At 59.1% G+C, this 15,658-nt stretch carries 12 protein-coding genes; 4 read left to right on the top strand and 8 right to left on the bottom strand.

Annotated elements, in window-relative coordinates; all coding sequences use genetic code 11:
- Positions 1-31 precede the first annotated feature (31 nt).
- The 3 genes from ACI77D_RS14490 to ACI77D_RS14480 all read left to right on the top strand — a co-directional run bounded on the left by ACI77D_RS14490 (position 32) and on the right by ACI77D_RS14480 (position 2,321).
- The gene (locus tag ACI77D_RS14490; RefSeq protein WP_221294869.1) at positions 32-751 is read left to right on the top strand and encodes a CerR family C-terminal domain-containing protein; all 720 of its coding nucleotides are present in this window, start codon (positions 32-34) and stop codon (positions 749-751) included.
- Between the two features lie 280 nt (positions 752-1,031).
- Entirely contained in the window at positions 1,032-1,496 is a 465-nt protein-coding gene (locus ACI77D_RS14485; RefSeq protein ID WP_064452581.1) for a hypothetical protein, read from the top strand.
- Between the two features lie 216 nt (positions 1,497-1,712).
- Positions 1,713-2,321 (top strand): LysE family translocator, encoded by a 609-nt coding sequence (locus tag ACI77D_RS14480; RefSeq protein ID WP_064452580.1) that lies wholly within the window; start codon positions 1,713-1,715, stop codon positions 2,319-2,321.
- Positions 2,322-2,366: 45 nt separating this feature from the next.
- Here ACI77D_RS14480 and ACI77D_RS14475 read toward each other — a convergent pair whose 3' ends face one another.
- Positions 2,367-2,570: a hypothetical protein gene (locus ACI77D_RS14475; protein WP_167353671.1), complete on the bottom strand. Its 204-nt coding sequence runs from the start codon at positions 2,568-2,570 to the stop codon at positions 2,367-2,369.
- Positions 2,571-2,737: 167 nt separating this feature from the next.
- Here ACI77D_RS14475 and ACI77D_RS14470 point away from each other — a divergent pair, with 167 nt between their 5' ends.
- The gene (locus ACI77D_RS14470; RefSeq protein ID WP_262668022.1) at positions 2,738-3,721 is read left to right on the top strand and encodes a GlxA family transcriptional regulator; all 984 of its coding nucleotides are present in this window, start codon (positions 2,738-2,740) and stop codon (positions 3,719-3,721) included.
- Here the strand turns inward: ACI77D_RS14470 and ACI77D_RS14465 are convergent.
- From ACI77D_RS14465 to ACI77D_RS14435, 7 genes are all read right to left on the bottom strand, one after another.
- The gene (locus ACI77D_RS14465; RefSeq protein WP_259762436.1) at positions 3,696-5,648 is read right to left on the bottom strand and encodes an avidin/streptavidin family protein; all 1,953 of its coding nucleotides are present in this window, start codon (positions 5,646-5,648) and stop codon (positions 3,696-3,698) included. The two genes, ACI77D_RS14470 and ACI77D_RS14465, sit on opposite strands and share 26 nt — an antisense overlap.
- A 145-nt stretch (positions 5,649-5,793) precedes the next feature.
- A complete protein-coding gene (locus ACI77D_RS14460; RefSeq protein ID WP_259762438.1) occupies positions 5,794-7,134 on the bottom strand; it encodes an MFS transporter in 1,341 nt (446 codons plus the stop codon).
- Positions 7,135-7,154: 20 nt separating this feature from the next.
- Positions 7,155-7,976 carry an aspartate/glutamate racemase family protein gene (locus ACI77D_RS14455; protein WP_064452577.1) on the bottom strand — a complete coding sequence of 274 codons (822 nt, stop codon included), beginning with the start codon at positions 7,974-7,976 and terminating at the stop codon, positions 7,155-7,157.
- A 31-nt stretch (positions 7,977-8,007) separates the two neighbouring features.
- Entirely contained in the window at positions 8,008-8,754 is a 747-nt protein-coding gene (locus tag ACI77D_RS14450; RefSeq protein WP_407016843.1) for a hypothetical protein, read from the bottom strand.
- Between the two features lie 212 nt (positions 8,755-8,966).
- Positions 8,967-10,625 (bottom strand): hydantoinase B/oxoprolinase family protein, encoded by a 1,659-nt coding sequence (locus ACI77D_RS14445; protein ID WP_064452575.1) that lies wholly within the window; start codon positions 10,623-10,625, stop codon positions 8,967-8,969.
- 13 nt (positions 10,626-10,638) lie between these two features.
- Positions 10,639-12,717, bottom strand: coding sequence for a hydantoinase/oxoprolinase family protein (locus tag ACI77D_RS14440; RefSeq protein ID WP_407016842.1), 2,079 nt, complete (start codon positions 12,715-12,717; stop codon positions 10,639-10,641).
- 168 nt (positions 12,718-12,885) lie between these two features.
- The gene (locus ACI77D_RS14435; protein WP_407016841.1) at positions 12,886-15,330 is read right to left on the bottom strand and encodes a LuxR C-terminal-related transcriptional regulator; all 2,445 of its coding nucleotides are present in this window, start codon (positions 15,328-15,330) and stop codon (positions 12,886-12,888) included.
- Positions 15,331-15,658: the final 328 nt, after the last annotated feature.

The following is a 15,658-nucleotide window of genomic DNA, read 5'->3' as shown; positions in this document are numbered from 1 at the left end:
ATTTTGGTCCGGTATTCGAAAGGAGCTGCACATGGCACGACATAAACCAGCCGCCGAAGGTGGCTACCAGCGTGGCGAAGAAACCCGTGCGCGCATTGTCGAAGCGGCGGTTGCGGTGTTTGGTGAACGCGGTTACGACCGCGCGTCCACCCGCGACATCGCCACGGCGGCCGGGGTCAATGCACCGGCGATCCAGTATTACTTTGACGGCAAGGAAGGCGTTTACCTGGAGTGCGTCGAGCACTTGATCACGCTGTTGTGGCGCAAGATGGCGCCAAGCGTGGAAGCCGCCGAAGGCGCGCTGGCCGATGCAAAGGCGGACGATAAAACCTTGATCGACGTGTCGTTAGGCATTTTGGGCACTGTGGTTTCGACCATTCAGGACAGCCCACAGACCACCGCCTGGCGCGCGTTTCTGGATCGCCATCAGGCAGGCTTGTGCCCACAAAGTGCGACCACCGCTTTTGAAGACCGTTTCAAGGCGCGCATTGGTCGGGTAATCCGCCAACTGATCGCGCGCCTGGCCGGCTTTGCAGTGGAGGACGAACGCACAGTGATTCATTCCATGGCGCTGTTCACCCAAGGGCTGGCGTTTCGGGTGCAGAAACCCAAGTTGCTGGAAGCGCTGAACTGGGCCGAGGTCAATCTGAAGGAAATGGAACTGGTGCGCGACGTGGTGCTGACACAGGCGCGGTTTACCCTCGAAGGGCTGGTCAGGCAGCGCGATGTGCGAGGCGAAGCCGCTGATTGATCAAGCACTGCAAGCCCTCGGCGGTATCGTCAGACGACCGCCAACGCTTACGCACTCTGCCTGGCAAAGCGGACCCTGTGCCGCCCAGGTTTGCGTCCTTGCGCAAGGCCTGGGTGACGCAACAATTGTCGTGGTTAAACCGCCGAATACGCGGCGAAAACCGGCCTGCCGTTGTGAAATGTTGTGAAGCGTGAAGAATGGCCCTTTGCCCATGCTAACGTCCGCGTCGGGGTATCGTCAGCACGACGATTTCATTCGTTCCATTGAGGGAGCAGCGCCGATGTCTACTACCGTAACGCCCACGGCCGGCGGGCCGAACACTCCAAAGTCCTCACCGTCTACGTTCGATGACAAGTTGAACATTGCCAAGTCCAGCAAGGTCATTGCCGACTATATGCGCCAGACGGGCAAGTCAGCGATTACCAAGCAAGAGCTGACGCAGTTGGCCAATAATACCTCCGGCAAGGTGCCCACGGAGGTATCCGACGCTGCCAAGTACATGGAGCGCCATCCGGATGTGTTCACCGCCATCGAAACCCACGACGTGGCCGGTGCCGATAACCTTTCGGGGGTGTGGAACTTCGATTGGGCCGCCAATGGCGGGTTGAACGGTACGTCGACCGACGCCATTGCCAAAATGCAGGACACGTTCGATTTCGCCATCGCCAAGTCCGCGCAAATTACCGAGATTTCCACGGGTAAAAAAGCCGAACTGGACTCGACCAAGCAACGGCCACAAAACTGAGCAACGTGTGTTGTCAGCCAAGATAAACGGCTCCCGGTGCAGTCGTCGGGAACCGTTTCCAGTCGAGGTGAAGCCTCGTTATCCGTGGTAAACCTGATGGACTATTTTTGACTAGGGCCAAAGTGTATTCCTCGATCCACCCCTAGCTGTACGGGGCGGTTGTGACCGCAACCGACTACTGTCGCAGGCATACCATCACCGCTTGGATGCCGCGCCATGTTCATGTCTACCAGCCTGCTGTCAGCCTTTGTGCTGTTTGCCTTCGTGTCTTCAATTACCCCAGGGCCCAACAACACGATGTTGCTCGCGTCAGGGGTGAATTTCGGGTTCCGCCGGTCGATTCCCCATGCGTTGGGGATCAGTATTGGTTTCATGCTGTTGGTGATATCGGTAGGCCTGGGCCTGGGTGAAGTGTTCAAGCTCTTCCCTTGGGCCTACACCGTGTTGCGCTATGTGGGCGCGACGTACTTGCTGTACCTGGCGTGGAAGATTGCGACGTCCGGGGGCATGTCCGACAGCAGTGGTGAGCACGGCAAGCCCATGACCTTTTTAGGCGCAGCCGCATTTCAATGGGTCAACCCCAAGGCATGGATCATGGCGCTGGGCGCGATCACCACCTATACGCCGGCTGAGGGTTACGTGACCAACGTGCTGGTGATTGCCTTGGTGTTTGCAGTGGTCAACTTGCCCAGCGTGTGCGTATGGGCAGGCTTCGGCACCGGCCTGCGTAATGTCTTGCGCGAGCCACGCTGGATAAGAGTGTTCAATTGGTCGATGGCCGGGTTGTTGGTGTTGTCGTTGTACCCGATGCTCTTTGTCAGTTGATCGGGTGCGTCGATGACCCCGCAAGCGGCCCGGCCGGTTTCGGTGTCACACCGGTGAGATGGTCGCCAGCAAGCCAATGCCGATGGTCAACACCAAAAAGCCGAACAGAAAAATTGCCATCTTGGTCATAAGGCCTCCGAAGGGAAGGGGAGCGACGGGAATGTCGGGATGGCGCCCATTGTCCGCTTCGGCGTCATTTCGATACAGGCGCAGATAGCAAAGAAAAAACCGTATCAGATGGTCCGACAACTGCGAGGTTGCGGGGCCGAAAGGCCGGCGGTTTTCTAAAGATCAGGCATTACCCTTCGCGGCAATGCACTGGGACAGCTCCCGCATTTGCCCCTAAGATAGCGCCCACTGCATCAACAATAAGAGTGGGCCAACCCTCGATGGAAAGACGCCAGTTCAGCGGTGGCATGCAAGGCAAGAACCTGCGCTACCTGAATGAAAACGCCCAGCCGCCGTCGCAGGTCACGCGCGTCGGGTTTTTGCTGCTCGAACACTTCTCCCTGCCCGCATTCACCCAGACCCTCGATACGCTCATCACCGCCAACCTGCTTCGCCCCGAGCTGTTTGCCACCCGTACGTTTGGTTGCGGCGATGGCGAAGTCATCAGCGACCTGGGCCTGGTGATCCGCCCCGATGCACGCCTGGCGCTGTCGGTGCTGCCGGACCTGGACTTATTGGTCGTCTGCGGCGGCTTTCGCACCGAACTCAAAGCGGGCGACGATTTTATCCATCTATTGCGCAGCGCCGCCGAACAGGGTGTCAGCCTCGCCGGTTTGTGGAACGGCTCCTGGTTCCTGGGCCGCGCCGGGCTGCTGCAGGGCTACCGTTGCGCCATCCACCCGGAGCATCGCCCGGCGCTGGCGGAAGTATCCAAGGCCGCCCAGGTCACCAGCGAACCCTACGTGATCGACCGCGACCGACTGACCGCGTCCAGCCCCTCGGGCGCTTTCCACATGGCCCTGGATTGGATCAAAGGTTTGCACGGCAAGGCGTTGGTCGAAGGCATCGAAGACATCCTCGCCTTCGAAGAATCGCGCTACCGACGCATCAAACCGACGGAAAATGTCTGCGTCAGCGCGCCGCTGCGTGAAGTGGTCAAACTGATGGACGCCAACCTCGAAGAACCCCTGGAGCTGGACCAACTGGCCGTTTACGCCGGCCGCTCGCGCCGCCAGCTTGAGCGACTGTTCAAAGAGCAACTGGGCACCACACCGCAACGCTATTACATGGAACTGCGTGTAACCGAGGCGCGGCGCTTGTTGCAGCACACAGAGCTATCGCAAGTGGACGTGCTGGTGGCGTGCGGGTTTGTCTCACCGAGTCATTTCAGCAAGTGCTATAGCGCGTATTTCGGGTACAGGCCGTCTAAGGAAAAGAGACTGGTGAAGTAGTGCGGATGAAACTCAACGAAGAAATCTTCGTTGCGAGGTAGGCCTGTGTAGGGGTAACTGGCGAACTTGCCAATACCAGTAAATTCAACGTTTGCCCCATAAAGTCCAAGGTGCCGCACAGTGTTGAAACGGTTTCGTCCTGTGTATTTGTTACGGTCAAGCTAACGGATTGAAACGCGAGCTTGCTGGTGACTGCATTGATGTCGGTAAAACCGGTGAGTTCGACAGCGGTGCCAGTGTCGCTTGTCGTTAAATAGCCTCGAACAACCCCGAATCGATGTCGGCTGTCAGCCTCAACAATCAATGACAGGGTCGTTTTATCGAGTGCGACCCAGTGGCCGGCTAACGCGTTTTCGACCGGTATCGATTCGATCGGGTCAAAGGATGTGGTCAGGGGTTGCTTTGCCACTCGATGATAAACCAGCTTGTCGAGGTAGTTCCCGCGGTTCGCGAAGTCAGGAAAGTCACTGGATGCGACCAACAGGTGCGACAGTGTCAGCACATCACCTCTATCGTCAGTACTCAACTGCCCGCTCAATCCCGAGACCCAGTTCCAACTTGGATCGCTCGTTTCCTCGCCAAGGTCGTGCCACTCAATGGCCAATGCCAACGGCTGATTTTTAATGCGCGAGGCACCTGCCCCCGATGCAAATCCGCGGATTGCGTAGTGGCCGGTTGAGCCTGTTGAAGATTGATAAGTGCCGCAGACTTGCCGGTCCAAGACGTTCAGGGTCATCAATGAGCCATAGTCGTTCTGCCAGGTGCCCGCGACCGAGACAGCTTGACTGGCAACACCGGGCAGGGTGGTCCTCCCGTTGAGCACCGTTCGTTCGCCGGGGGCGAAGCGCCGCGAAGAAGATTGCGTAATGATCTGCGGGCCATCAGGGCGATTGAATAGCCAGACGCCCACCGGTGACAGGGAGTAAACCGTGTTCGAGCATTTCACCACTTGGTATTCATACACCGTGTAGCAATGCTCCATTACCACTGACCCCACCAGCACCAGGTCGGTGAGACCCAGTGCATTGAACTGTGGCAGCACCTGACCTTTTTGCGGACCTTCTTCGATCAGGCAGTTGTAGAGATTGGCTCCCAATGTGATTTCGCCGTCGGCGAATTTCAGCACAACGTCAGGTTCGCCTCCCTGGGCAATACGGGCCAGTGTCTGGCGCATCAATGTATCGTCACCCTTGAACCGCGAAGAACCGGAATCGATAGCGAACTTGATATTGGAGGCCAGTTGTTCTGTGCCGACTGAATAAGACTTGAGTTCGGTCGACCAGATGTATTCAATCCCGGGCAAGGCGGTGTAGACGGACCAGGGTAAAAACAGACGTGGGCCCTGGGTTTTTAGAGGGTCGACGGCGCCCATTTCGCAGGTGCCATTGCGCTCATGGCTGTTCCAGTCAAACGCCACAAAGGGGTAGGCCGGGGACAGTTGCCCCTCACGCATCAATGCCTGGAGCACAAACGAGTTGCGACTCTCAACATGCGCACTGCTGCAAGGCAGGCCCAGTGCGCCGTCCCAGTCGAGCTGTTTGAATTGCTCACCCTCATAACGTGCGGCTAAAAACAGCTGGGTGTCCAACCGAGCGCCTGCAGGCGTAGTCAATACATCTGAAGCCGTCTCGACCTGCATCGTGCCCCATGGGCCAAAGCTGTAAGGCCGACGCAGGCAATCGGTAAAACTGAAGGTGCTGGACGCTTCAACGTCAAAACGGCCATCAGCGAAATGCACACATTGATCGTCCGGGCAGAGCGTTGATGTGACCCAATTGATATTGGTGCCTGAGTCGATGGCGAACTTCAGCATTTGCCCTGGCGTGCCGAGATTGAGCGTGCAGTACCAGGGCGAGGCGCCGTTGTTCTGAAAAGGCCCGCGCTGCATGGGGAAAACCAAGCGGCCGGGCGGTGGGGTGTTGTCCATGGGAACTCCGTTTCCAAGGGGCATGTGGGGCTCCCGACTGATGTCGGGAACCGGATAAGGAGCCTATTCAATCTGATAGGGCAGCCCGCGAATGCCAGCAACTCGACCTTGGATCAGTCGGATTTGACGGTGAAGCAAGAGGGCTTCAACGCAGTGCTTCGCCTTCCGTTTCGGGAATAAACGCGGCGAGCACCATCGTGACCAGCAGGAATGCGTTGATGATGGTGGTGGTCAGGTTGAACGAGGAGCCATAGGCGATCAGCGCACCGATCAGCGATGGCGCCAGCACGTTCGCCACGCGCTGGGCGGAGATGGCCCAACCGTACCCTGCTGTGCGCAGGGCGGTCGGATACAGTTCGCCAATCCAGGTACCCCATACACCCCAGGCGCCGAGGCTGAAAAAGGCCAGGGCGAAGTTGCTCAGGTAGAGCATCTCCAGGCTCTGGGCGTTGGCGAAGCCGTAGCCGGCAAGGACCGCTGCGCCAATAAAACTCATGATGACTTTTTTACGGCCCAGTCGTGCAGTCAAATAAGACGCTGCCATGTAGCCCGGAATCATGCACAGCGCCGACAACGCAATAAAACCGTAACTTTGCGGCAGGCTCAGGCCGCGTTGCTGGAGCAACGTCGGCAGCCACGTTTGCAGGCCCCAATAACCCCACGAAAACGTAAAATTAACGGCTATTTGCAGCAGACTGACTTTGAGCAGGCCGGCACCGAACATATCGCGCTGGCGACCTGACGTCGTACGATCAACCTGCAGCTCGCACCCCTCAGGTATGAGCACCGTGCCTTGGCTCAATGTATAAATTGTTGCCTTGGCATCTTCCTGACGCCCCACTGACGCCAGCCAGTAAGGCGACTCCGGTACCCAGCGCGCCACGGCAATCGCCCATAACCCGCCGAGCGAACTCAAGACGATAACGGCGCGCCAACCGTACGGCAGGAGCCACACGGTGGCACCCAAAGCCAACAACATTCCGATCGGCCAACCCGAGGCGAGATACACCGTCAACGCGCCGCGATGGCGCACCGGCAACAGCTCCTGAAAATGCGTAAACGTCACCACGATCATGCCCACGGCCGCTACTCCGGACAGCAATCGCAGGGCATACAAGGTGGAATAATCCGGTGCAAACGCGCTGGCCAACGAGATCACCCCATAGCTGCCAAGGCTCCAGATAATCGCGCGCTTGCGGCCGATGTGCTCGGCCAGCTTGCCCCAGGCCAACGCACCCAGCAGCATGCCGATGAACATCGCGCCGATCAGATGGCCTACGGCGAGTGCATCCAGGGAAAAGTCCGCAGCAATCAGCGGCGCGGTGTAGACGATGATCATCATCTCCCACGCCTCAATCGCAAACACCAAGAACAACACCAGACAGCACTGCAGGTGGTTACGCGTTAGCGGAACGTCTCTGAACACATCACCCACGTTGCGATTGAGCGCCGCCGTGTTTTGTAGCGTCGAGGGAATATCACTCATGGTGGCTATCCTTTTTATGGTCAGGCTTTGATGCGATTACCTATGGGCGCGGGGCCCTGGAACAAGCCGAATCGTTCGATTTCGGCCTCGGGTGGCGGCTCACAACTGCCCACTCGGCTTGGGCGCCAGCCAAACCTGCGTTTCATGCCGGCCATGGCTTCGGCCACTTTGAATGCCGCCACCACCGGGTCTATCACCGGTACGCCGACTTCTCGCTGCACCTCCTCGAAAAAGCCGAATTCGATGGTGCAGCCCAGGATGATGGCCTCGGCGCCGTCATCTTCGACGGCGCGCCTGGCTTGTTCGATGATCTTGCGGCGAGTCACCGCGTGGTCTAGCTGGAACTCATCCACGCCCATGCCCAGCGGTCGCATTGACGCCAACCTGTCGCCGGCACCGTAGCTTTGGACGAGGCTGCGCATCTGCTCGATCCATTTGGTACGGCCGACAATGATCGAGTACCGATTCGCCAGGTGCGCGGCCACTTGCAGGCTGGCCTGGCAGGGGCCCACTACCAGGGTTTTACCGGAGAGTTCGCGGGCATCCGCCAACGCCGGGTCGTAAAAGCAGCCCAGCACCAATGCATCCACGCCCGACTGTGCACAATCGCGGGCGATGCGTACGGTGCGTTCATAGGTGAGGGCCTCATAGGCGCGGTATTCCAGGTGACTGGGGCTTGAGGTCATGTCAAACGACACGACCTCAACCTCGGTGGAAGGTTGTTTGATGCTGTGCAGCAGCTCGGCGATAGGGGCGTCGAAGGTCGGGCACCCGATCGGGTTGAGCCAGCGCACGATGACCGGCATGTCATGTGGCGCAAGCGTGCTGGTAGTGCTGTCCATACGGTATTCCTCATAGATGAGTGGAGTGGCGCTAGAAAAATTTCACCAGTGCCATGGTCAAGCTATTGGAACGGGGCAGGTTGTCGCTGTGGTAGTAATCGAAGTTGAAATTGGTCGACAGGTAGAACCCCTGTTTGCTGAAACCTGTGTAGGTCATCGCCGGGCCGATTTTGCCTTGGCGCGATTCCTTGAAATCCGAGGCCGTACGATTGTTGATGTGATAGGCGTGATGCACGCCGAGCCATAAGTCATCGGTCACCAGGTACCCGGCCGCAATGTTTGCAAACCACAAGCTGACACCGCCTTGAAGCCGAGTGGGGTCGCCGTCGCCAAGGTCGGTAGCGTGACGATTGCGCGCGGCGTAATGGATGCCGACCGGCGTGAATGTGGCGGCGAAACGCCCTACACGTAGATAGTTGGCGACGCTGAAACTGGCACCATAGCGGTTGCCAAAAGCGCCATACCCCGTGCCTTCATCGTTGCCGTTGGGAAACTCCAGCGAAAGGGTTGGGTTGACCCAGAACGTGGTGAAGTCGTCGGAACCGTATTCGCTGGTGGGTTCTACCGCGTTGTAGTAATAGGCCAGGCCCAGGTTGGGGGAGGCGACCCCCCACGAACCATTGCTGCGCGTGCCATTGGTGCCGGTGTAACCCGCATCGGCACCGACCCAGAACTGCAACTGATCGCGCTGCGTTCCGGTAAAGCCGGTTTCGGAGAAGTACGCCAGGACCGTATTACTGCCCGCACGCACGTCGCCATCTTGGGTGCGACTGAACACGGGGAAAGACTCCAGTGCCCACTTCCCGGGTACTCCCGGCTGGGCGAATCCAATGAACTGATCGCCCTGTGCCGAGGGTGTGAATCCCAAAATCAAGGCAAGCGCGGGCGCTACCCATAAACGCGATGAGTGTTGCAGTTTCATGGTGGTGCTCTCTTTTTTGTTGTTGTTCTGGTAAGCCGAGCGTCAGGGGGCGCGATGCCCCCCCGGGGCTAAAGTGTCAGGCCGTAGACCGAGCGGGCGGTTGCGGCGTCGATATAGCCATTTTTAAGATCCTCGCGAACGGCGTGCGGGTCGCGCCGGCTGGCCGGGCCATACCCGCCACCCGCGCCGGTGCGCACTCTGACCAGGTCTCCGGCATTCAAGGCAATGCCGCTGGCCATGCAGTAGCGCTCGTGTTGACCGTCTTTGCGGATGACCTCGACATAATTGGGCGTGCCTTCGCCACCTTGGTCCAGGCCCCAGGGCGGGATGACCGAACGGGTGTAGCCGCAGGTCATGAAGCTGCCATCGGCGCGAATCCGGTAGTCGATGCACACGCCGCGGCCACCGCGGAACTGGCCATGGCCGCCGGGTTCGTCATTCAGCTCCATGCGCTCTACATACAGCCCATAACGAGCCTCACATACCTCGACGGGGCAGTTGTAGGTCTCACCATGCAACCCGGAGTAAACAGCATTGTTTCCGTCGCGCCCGGGTTCGGCGCCCCAGCCGCCGATTTCCGGCTCTACCAGGGTGAACAAGCGGCCGGTGTCCGGGTGTACGCCGCCAATAATTGTGGCGCACACCGAAGCGAAATTGCCGGCGGGCAAACGGTCGGGAAACTGCTGGGCCAGGCAGCACAGGATCAGGTCGTGCACCCGAATCAGATTCTCGAAGTAAAAGCCCTCGGCGGCGGGCGGCAGGGCGTCGAATAACGAGCCTGGGCGAGTCAGCACCCGCAGGGGGCGAAAAGTACCGCCATTGGTGATGCCTTGCGGCGTAGTCAAGGCCTTGAACGCCATTTGCGCCGCGACCACCGCACCGTCGCGACTGAGATTGGTCGGCCCCAGGCACTGGTCCGGGTTGTCCCGCAGGTCGATCACCAATTCGTTGCTGCGGATATCAATCCGCACTTTGAACAGGCTGCCGTCGTCTTGCAGCTCTTCAAGGTTCAACTGCCCGGCAGGCAATGCGGCCAGGGCTTTGAGCGACATTTTTTCGCCCAGGTCCATGAAGTCTTTCATCGCCAGCAAAAACAGCGCCGTACCGTATTTTTCCGTGAGTTCGCGCAACCGCGCTGCGCCTCCGCGTACGGCGGCGACCCCGGCCCAAAGGTCACCTTCCATGAAGTCCGGCATACGGGTGTTTGCACGCAATATCTGCAACACCGAACGGATCGGTTGGCCCTTGCTGATGAGCTTTACCGATGCCACGCGCAGGCCCTCCTGAAAGATATCCGTGGCATCCGTAGATAACGACCCAGGCACTCGACCGCCCACATCGTTCCAGTGCGCAATATTCGCGGTCCAGGCAACCAGTTGGCCGTCGGCGAACACCGGCATGGCCAATACGACGTCGTTCAGGTGAGTCACCGCACCATCGTGAGGGTCGTTGCTGATAAAAATATCGCCCTCTTCAATGTCCTGCGGCAACGGATGATGCTGGCGAATTTTTTTCACGGCTTTGTCCAGTACACCGACAAAGGCTGGGATGCCTGCGCCGGAACTGGCGATCTCGCCGTGGGCGTCGGTGATGCCTGTGCCCATGTCCAGCACTTCGTAGATCACCGGGCTCATGGCGGCTTTGCGCATGGCGGTGAACATCTCGTCGGCAATCGCCTGAAGCGAGTTCTGGATGATGTCGCGCGTAAAGATATCGAGGGTGCTCATGGTGAATACTCCGTCAGCCATTGATCATGATGTGCAGGTTGCCAAGACGATCCACCTGCACGCGGTTGCCGGGGTGTACAACCACGGTAGTGCCTGCGTCCTCAACAATGGCCGGACCGAAAAATGTCATCAGGGGTTCAAGCAGGGCGTAGTCATAGAGGCTTGCCTCATGAATGCCTTCCTGGGCGTAGTCGACGCGTCGCCGACCCTTGCAGGCATCACCGATCAGTCGTCCGGTGATGGGCAGGGCCTGAGGTGCCAACTTGCCGATTTGAGCGATGGCCACCAGGTGAAAGCCGATGATTTCCACGGGTGCTTGCAGGGAATAGGTGTAGTGCTGCTCATAGAGCGTGTGAAAGCGTTGTTCGATCACGGCCCAGTCCGTGTCGATGCGTTCGTTCGGGTCGAGCAGCACTTCTACCGAATGCTCTTGGTTTTGGTAGCGCAACTTGCAATGCATCTGGATTTCGACGTGCTGAGGGGGGATGGCTTGCGCGACGAACTGTTCGCGGGCGGCCCCCGACAACTCTTCGAGAAACAGTTGAGCCTGCTTGAGTTCGCCGTCGTGGGCAGTCTGCACAAAACGGTTGATAAAGAGGTCGCGTCGCAAGTCCGAGAGGGTCATGCCCCAAGCCGAGAAGACCGAAGCATTGCGGGGCACGATGACTTTTTGCACACCCAACTCTTGCGCAAGTGCAACGGCATGCATGGCGCCACCGCCGCCGAACGCCATCAACGTGAGCTCGCGCGGGTCATGCCCACGGCTCAAAGACACCAGCTTCAACGCGTTAACCATGTTGTCGTTGGCCAAGCGCACGACGCCGCGTGCGATCTCGTCAGGCGGCAAATGCAGGCGCTGGCCAAGGGCGTCCAGTCCACGCACAACGGCAGGCAGGTCGGCCACCACGTTGCCGCCGCAAAAGTAATCCGGGTTGATGCGCCCGAGCATCAGGTTGGCGTCGGTGGTGGTGATCTGCGTGCCGCCGTTGCCATAGGCGGCAGGCCCCGGCACGGCGCCGGCGGAATGGGGGCCAACATGCAGTTTGTCGAAGTCGTCAACCCAGGCGACCGAACCGCCGCCGTTGCCGATTTCCACCAGATCCACCACGGGAACCATGATCGGGTAACCTGCATTGATCCGGTTACGTTCGATCCAGTAGTCCGTCTTGATCGACACTTGGCCGTTGCGAATCAGTGCGCATTTGGCTGTGGTGCCGCCAATGTCGAGGCCCAGCACGTTCGGCTCGTCAATCAGCCGTCCCAATTCGGCAGCTGCCCAAAAACCACTGGCCGGCCCCGATTCGACCATGGTGATCGGTGTTTCCCGTGCGTGCTCGACACTGTCGATGCCACAGTTCGACTGCATGATGTACAACGGAGCCTTGTAGCCACTGTCCCGTAAACCGCTGGCTAACTCATCGAGATAACGTGCGGCGATGGGCTGGACATAGGCGGATAGCACGGTCGTGCTGGAGCGCTCGTACTCACGCCATTCTCGGGTGATCTGATGGGACGCCACCGCAGATACTTCTGGCCAGAGCCTGCGCACTTCATTCAGTACGGCCTGTTCATGGGCCGGGTTGGCATAGGCGTGCAGCAGGCAAATCGCAATGGCCTGTACGTTGTCGGCGCGAAACGCTTCAATGATTGCGGCGACTTGCGCCAGTTCAAGCGGTTGCCTCTCCTGACCATTGGTATGCAAGCGCCCGGTTATTTCGCGGCGCAAATAGCGCGGTACGAAGGGGGTTGGCTTTACCCATTTCAGGTTGAAGTAATCCGGGCGATTGGCACGGGCGATCTCGAGCACATCACGAAAGCCCTGGGTCGTTATTAACCCTGTCTTGACGCCCCGGCGTTCGGTCAGGGCATTAATTACGACGGTGGTGCCGTGCGCCAGGAAGTCTACGGTACTCAGGTCCACGTCCGCCTTACGGATGACATTGAGCACTCCCAGGGCAAAGTTCGGTGGGGTTGTGTCGACTTTGGCCGTACGAATCGTCTGTTCGCCGGTGGCCGGATCGTTTTCGAAATACACGAGGTCGGTAAAAGTACCGCCGACGTCGGTGGCCACGCGCACTGTTTTGCCGTCCATACCCACAGGGCATCTCCTGCTGTACTTACGTTGTGAGGGGAGCCAGGCGAGAGCCTCTCGCTGGTGTTGAGGGATGCTATGGCGCGCTGCTCGACGCAGGCTATGGGCAGGGCGGGTAGGTGACGACGTTTGGGCCGCATCGACTACCCGCATGGGTAGGTTGGTGGATCAATGCGGCGCGTCAAGCAGCCCAAGACGCAAAGCTGCAGCCATGGCGGCTGTGCGACTGTCGACACAGAGCTTGGTAAACACATGCTTGAGATGAAATTTCACGGTGTTTTCAGAAATATCCATCGCCAGGGCTATGGCTTTGTTCGATTGGCCTTGGGCGAGTAAGGTGAGAATTTGCGTCTCCTTGGCGCTGAAGGACAGGCGCGAGCGCACCGGGTGGGCGCGCCATCCGCGCAGGCGTGTGATGATCGCGTGCTGGCTGTGGGCGGTATGGGCGCAGGCTTCCAGCGCAGTCAGTATGCAAGGCCCGGCTTCCAGTAGCAGGCCGGGCAGTGCCGGGGCTGGTATCGAGGCCAGTATCGCGTTTTGCTCGGGTGGGTGGCCTTTGCCTTGGGCGGCCAGCGCCAGGAGTTGCAGGCGCCAAGCGGGCAACTGCAAGCCGCGTTCTTGCAAGAGTTTCGCGCCGCGCTGCAGGTGATTGAGTGCGTCAGCCGATGCTCCGGTCGCGAACTGTAACCTGGCCAGTGCCAACGTTGCGGCCTCATGGTTGCGCCAGTCATCAGGGGCCTTTGCAGCGCATTCCAGGTTATTGGCCAGCGCCTCCTGACGCGCTTGCGTCAAGGCGCCCCCTTGCACCAGTAGGTCGACTCGCCAAGCGATGACCAACCGTGCCAACCGGTGCCAGTTGCGCGCAGTGGCGAGTTCGGCCACCTGCGCAAGTTCGAGTAACGCTGGTTGTAGTCCAAGATTGCGCAGCGAAGTGCGCCATGCAACCTCAGCGGTAACGGCTGTGATATCCAGCCAAGCGTCGGTGTATTTGAGTGAGGCCCAACCGTCGCGTACCCAGGGTGTTGCTTCGGCCCAGGCACCTTGCCAATACAGGTGCTGCGCCTTGAGGCAGCCCGCCAACGCTCTGACGGAGCTCTCGCTGCCGAATTGGCTGTCGGCGATAGTCACCGCAATGTCGACTATCTGTGCGGAAGCGGCGATATCGCCTGTTAAGGCCAGGACTTGTGCCTCATGGATGCGACAGTAACTCTCACCTCGTGAGCTGCCGACCACACGCATCTTGACGTGCGCCGAGCGAATCACTTGCAGGGACAGGGACAGTTGAGCCTGTTTCAGTGCCTGCAAGGCACGAGCGCATTCCAGCGTTCCGGCGGTGAGCATATTGTCGCCTGGCGCACTTTCGCCATTCGGCAGATCGAATTGATCGATATAGCCATCGGCAAGCGTGCGTACCACATGAAAATCTCGCGCAAGCCGTCGATCTGCCTGGACCCGGTCGCGGATTAAATCGAGCAATTGGTTGGCGAGGGCATGTTCGCCGAGCTTGGCGTGCAAGTACGCCTGAAGCAGCAACAGGTCCGGTTCGGTACTGAGCGCTTTTTCATCGAATTGCTGGCGCAGGCTTTCTGCGTAACGGATACCGTTATGCAGCACCACCTCCCATCCGCCGGCCTGTACGAGCAGGTCGACCGCGAGTCGGGTGTCACGGGCGCGCAATGCATAGCGTATGGCCTGTACCCAGTCCTTTTCCTCCGCCAGCCATTGGGCTGCGGCGTTATAGATGTTACGTGCTGCGCCAGCATCGATACTCTGATTGAGGAAGTCCTGGAGTAATCGGTGGTGACGAAACCACTGGCGACCGGCATCCAAGGGGACGAGCAGAGCGTCCAGATGTGCCAACTGCGCCAGCAACTGCGCACTGTCGCTACGGCCACGTACCGCGTCGGCCAGCTCGGCGTTGAAGCGTTCGAGCAACGCCATATCACGCAGAAAAGTCTGGCACTCATATGACAGGCGCTGTACCACCTGCCCCGTCAAATACTCGGCCATATCGGTGACACGCCCCGAAAAGGCATTCAGGCCATACAACGATGCATCGCCACTGCTGCGCCACAACCTGGCCAGTTGCACAGCCATAGCCCAACCCTCGGTTCTCTCGTGCAAGTCATGCAGTTCGGCAGCCGGTATATCGGTGCCCAGGATGGCAGCGGTTTCGGAGGGCGTGAGCGTCAACGCCTGGGCAGATACTTCGTGTACCCAGCCATTGGCTTTCCACTTCGCCAGCGGCCAGCCAGGCCGCCGGCGTGCGGATACAACCCATTCGAGCCACGGCGAAGCCTGTTCCAGCAAGACCTGAACGATGGCGTCGAGTTGAGGGTTTGCTGCAGTGTGATAGTCGTCCAGGAACAGAGTGACCTTTCGGTCTGAACGCGCCAGTGCGTGGAGCAGCGCAGTAATCGTGCGTTGCGGTTGGACTTCCAGCGCTTGTGCATGTGCCAGCCGTGTAAGGTGCCCCAAATCGAGGCCTGCGTGGTCCAGCGCCAGGATTAGATAGGCGAGGAAACGATTAGGGTCGCGGTCCGCCTCATCCAATGACAGCCAAGCGACGGTCGAAGGTGTCGTGGCCGACAGCAGGTCTTGTCGCCACTGCATCAATAGCGTCGTCTTGCCAAAACCTGCGGGAGCGATCACCAAGACCAGAGGGCCGATTATTCGCTCGCGAAAACAGGCGATCAAGACCTGGCGAGGTAAGGACGTCAGCAATGTAAAAGGCGGCGTCAGCTTGCCAACCCAGCACCAGTGGGATGAAGCGGGTGAAGACTTATTTTTCAAGACAGCGGTCTCGTACGCAAAGGTTGCGTAGGTTTTATCAGCTACTTTTTTGGTTGGGACTGTCTGAATCGTCACCTGATGTTTAATTAGAGGCCTGGGTGGGGGTACATGCCACCTCAGCCGAGCGCGTTTGGCACAGCGCTTTCGC

Source organism: Pseudomonas sp. O39 (assembly GCF_045447295.1).
GTDB classification, from domain to species: Bacteria; Pseudomonadota; Gammaproteobacteria; order Pseudomonadales; family Pseudomonadaceae; genus Aquipseudomonas; species Aquipseudomonas antarctica_A.
The sequence above is the reverse complement of the archived record's forward strand: the minus strand, read 5'-3'. Positions and strand labels throughout refer to the sequence as shown.

Bases quoted from the DNA above. Each gene is read 5' to 3' on its own strand.
- ACI77D_RS14480 (WP_064452580.1), top strand. From the start codon at position 1,713: ATGTTCATGTCTACCAGCCTGCTGTCAGCCTTTGTGCTGTTTGCCTTC.
- ACI77D_RS14445 (WP_064452575.1), bottom strand. From the start codon at position 10,625: ATGAGCACCCTCGATATCTTTACGCGCGACATCATCCAGAACTCGCTT.
- ACI77D_RS14440 (WP_407016842.1), bottom strand. From the start codon at position 12,717: ATGGACGGCAAAACAGTGCGCGTGGCCACCGACGTCGGCGGTACTTTT.
- ACI77D_RS14490 (WP_221294869.1), top strand. From the start codon at position 32: ATGGCACGACATAAACCAGCCGCCGAAGGTGGCTACCAGCGTGGCGAA.
- ACI77D_RS14470 (WP_262668022.1), top strand. From the start codon at position 2,738: ATGCAAGGCAAGAACCTGCGCTACCTGAATGAAAACGCCCAGCCGCCG.
- ACI77D_RS14465 (WP_259762436.1), bottom strand. From the start codon at position 5,648: ATGGACAACACCCCACCGCCCGGCCGCTTGGTTTTCCCCATGCAGCGC.
- ACI77D_RS14460 (WP_259762438.1), bottom strand. From the start codon at position 7,134: ATGAGTGATATTCCCTCGACGCTACAAAACACGGCGGCGCTCAATCGC.
- ACI77D_RS14485 (WP_064452581.1), top strand. From the start codon at position 1,032: ATGTCTACTACCGTAACGCCCACGGCCGGCGGGCCGAACACTCCAAAG.
- ACI77D_RS14455 (WP_064452577.1), bottom strand. From the start codon at position 7,976: ATGGACAGCACTACCAGCACGCTTGCGCCACATGACATGCCGGTCATC.
- ACI77D_RS14435 (WP_407016841.1), bottom strand. From the start codon at position 15,330: ATGCAGTGGCGACAAGACCTGCTGTCGGCCACGACACCTTCGACCGTC.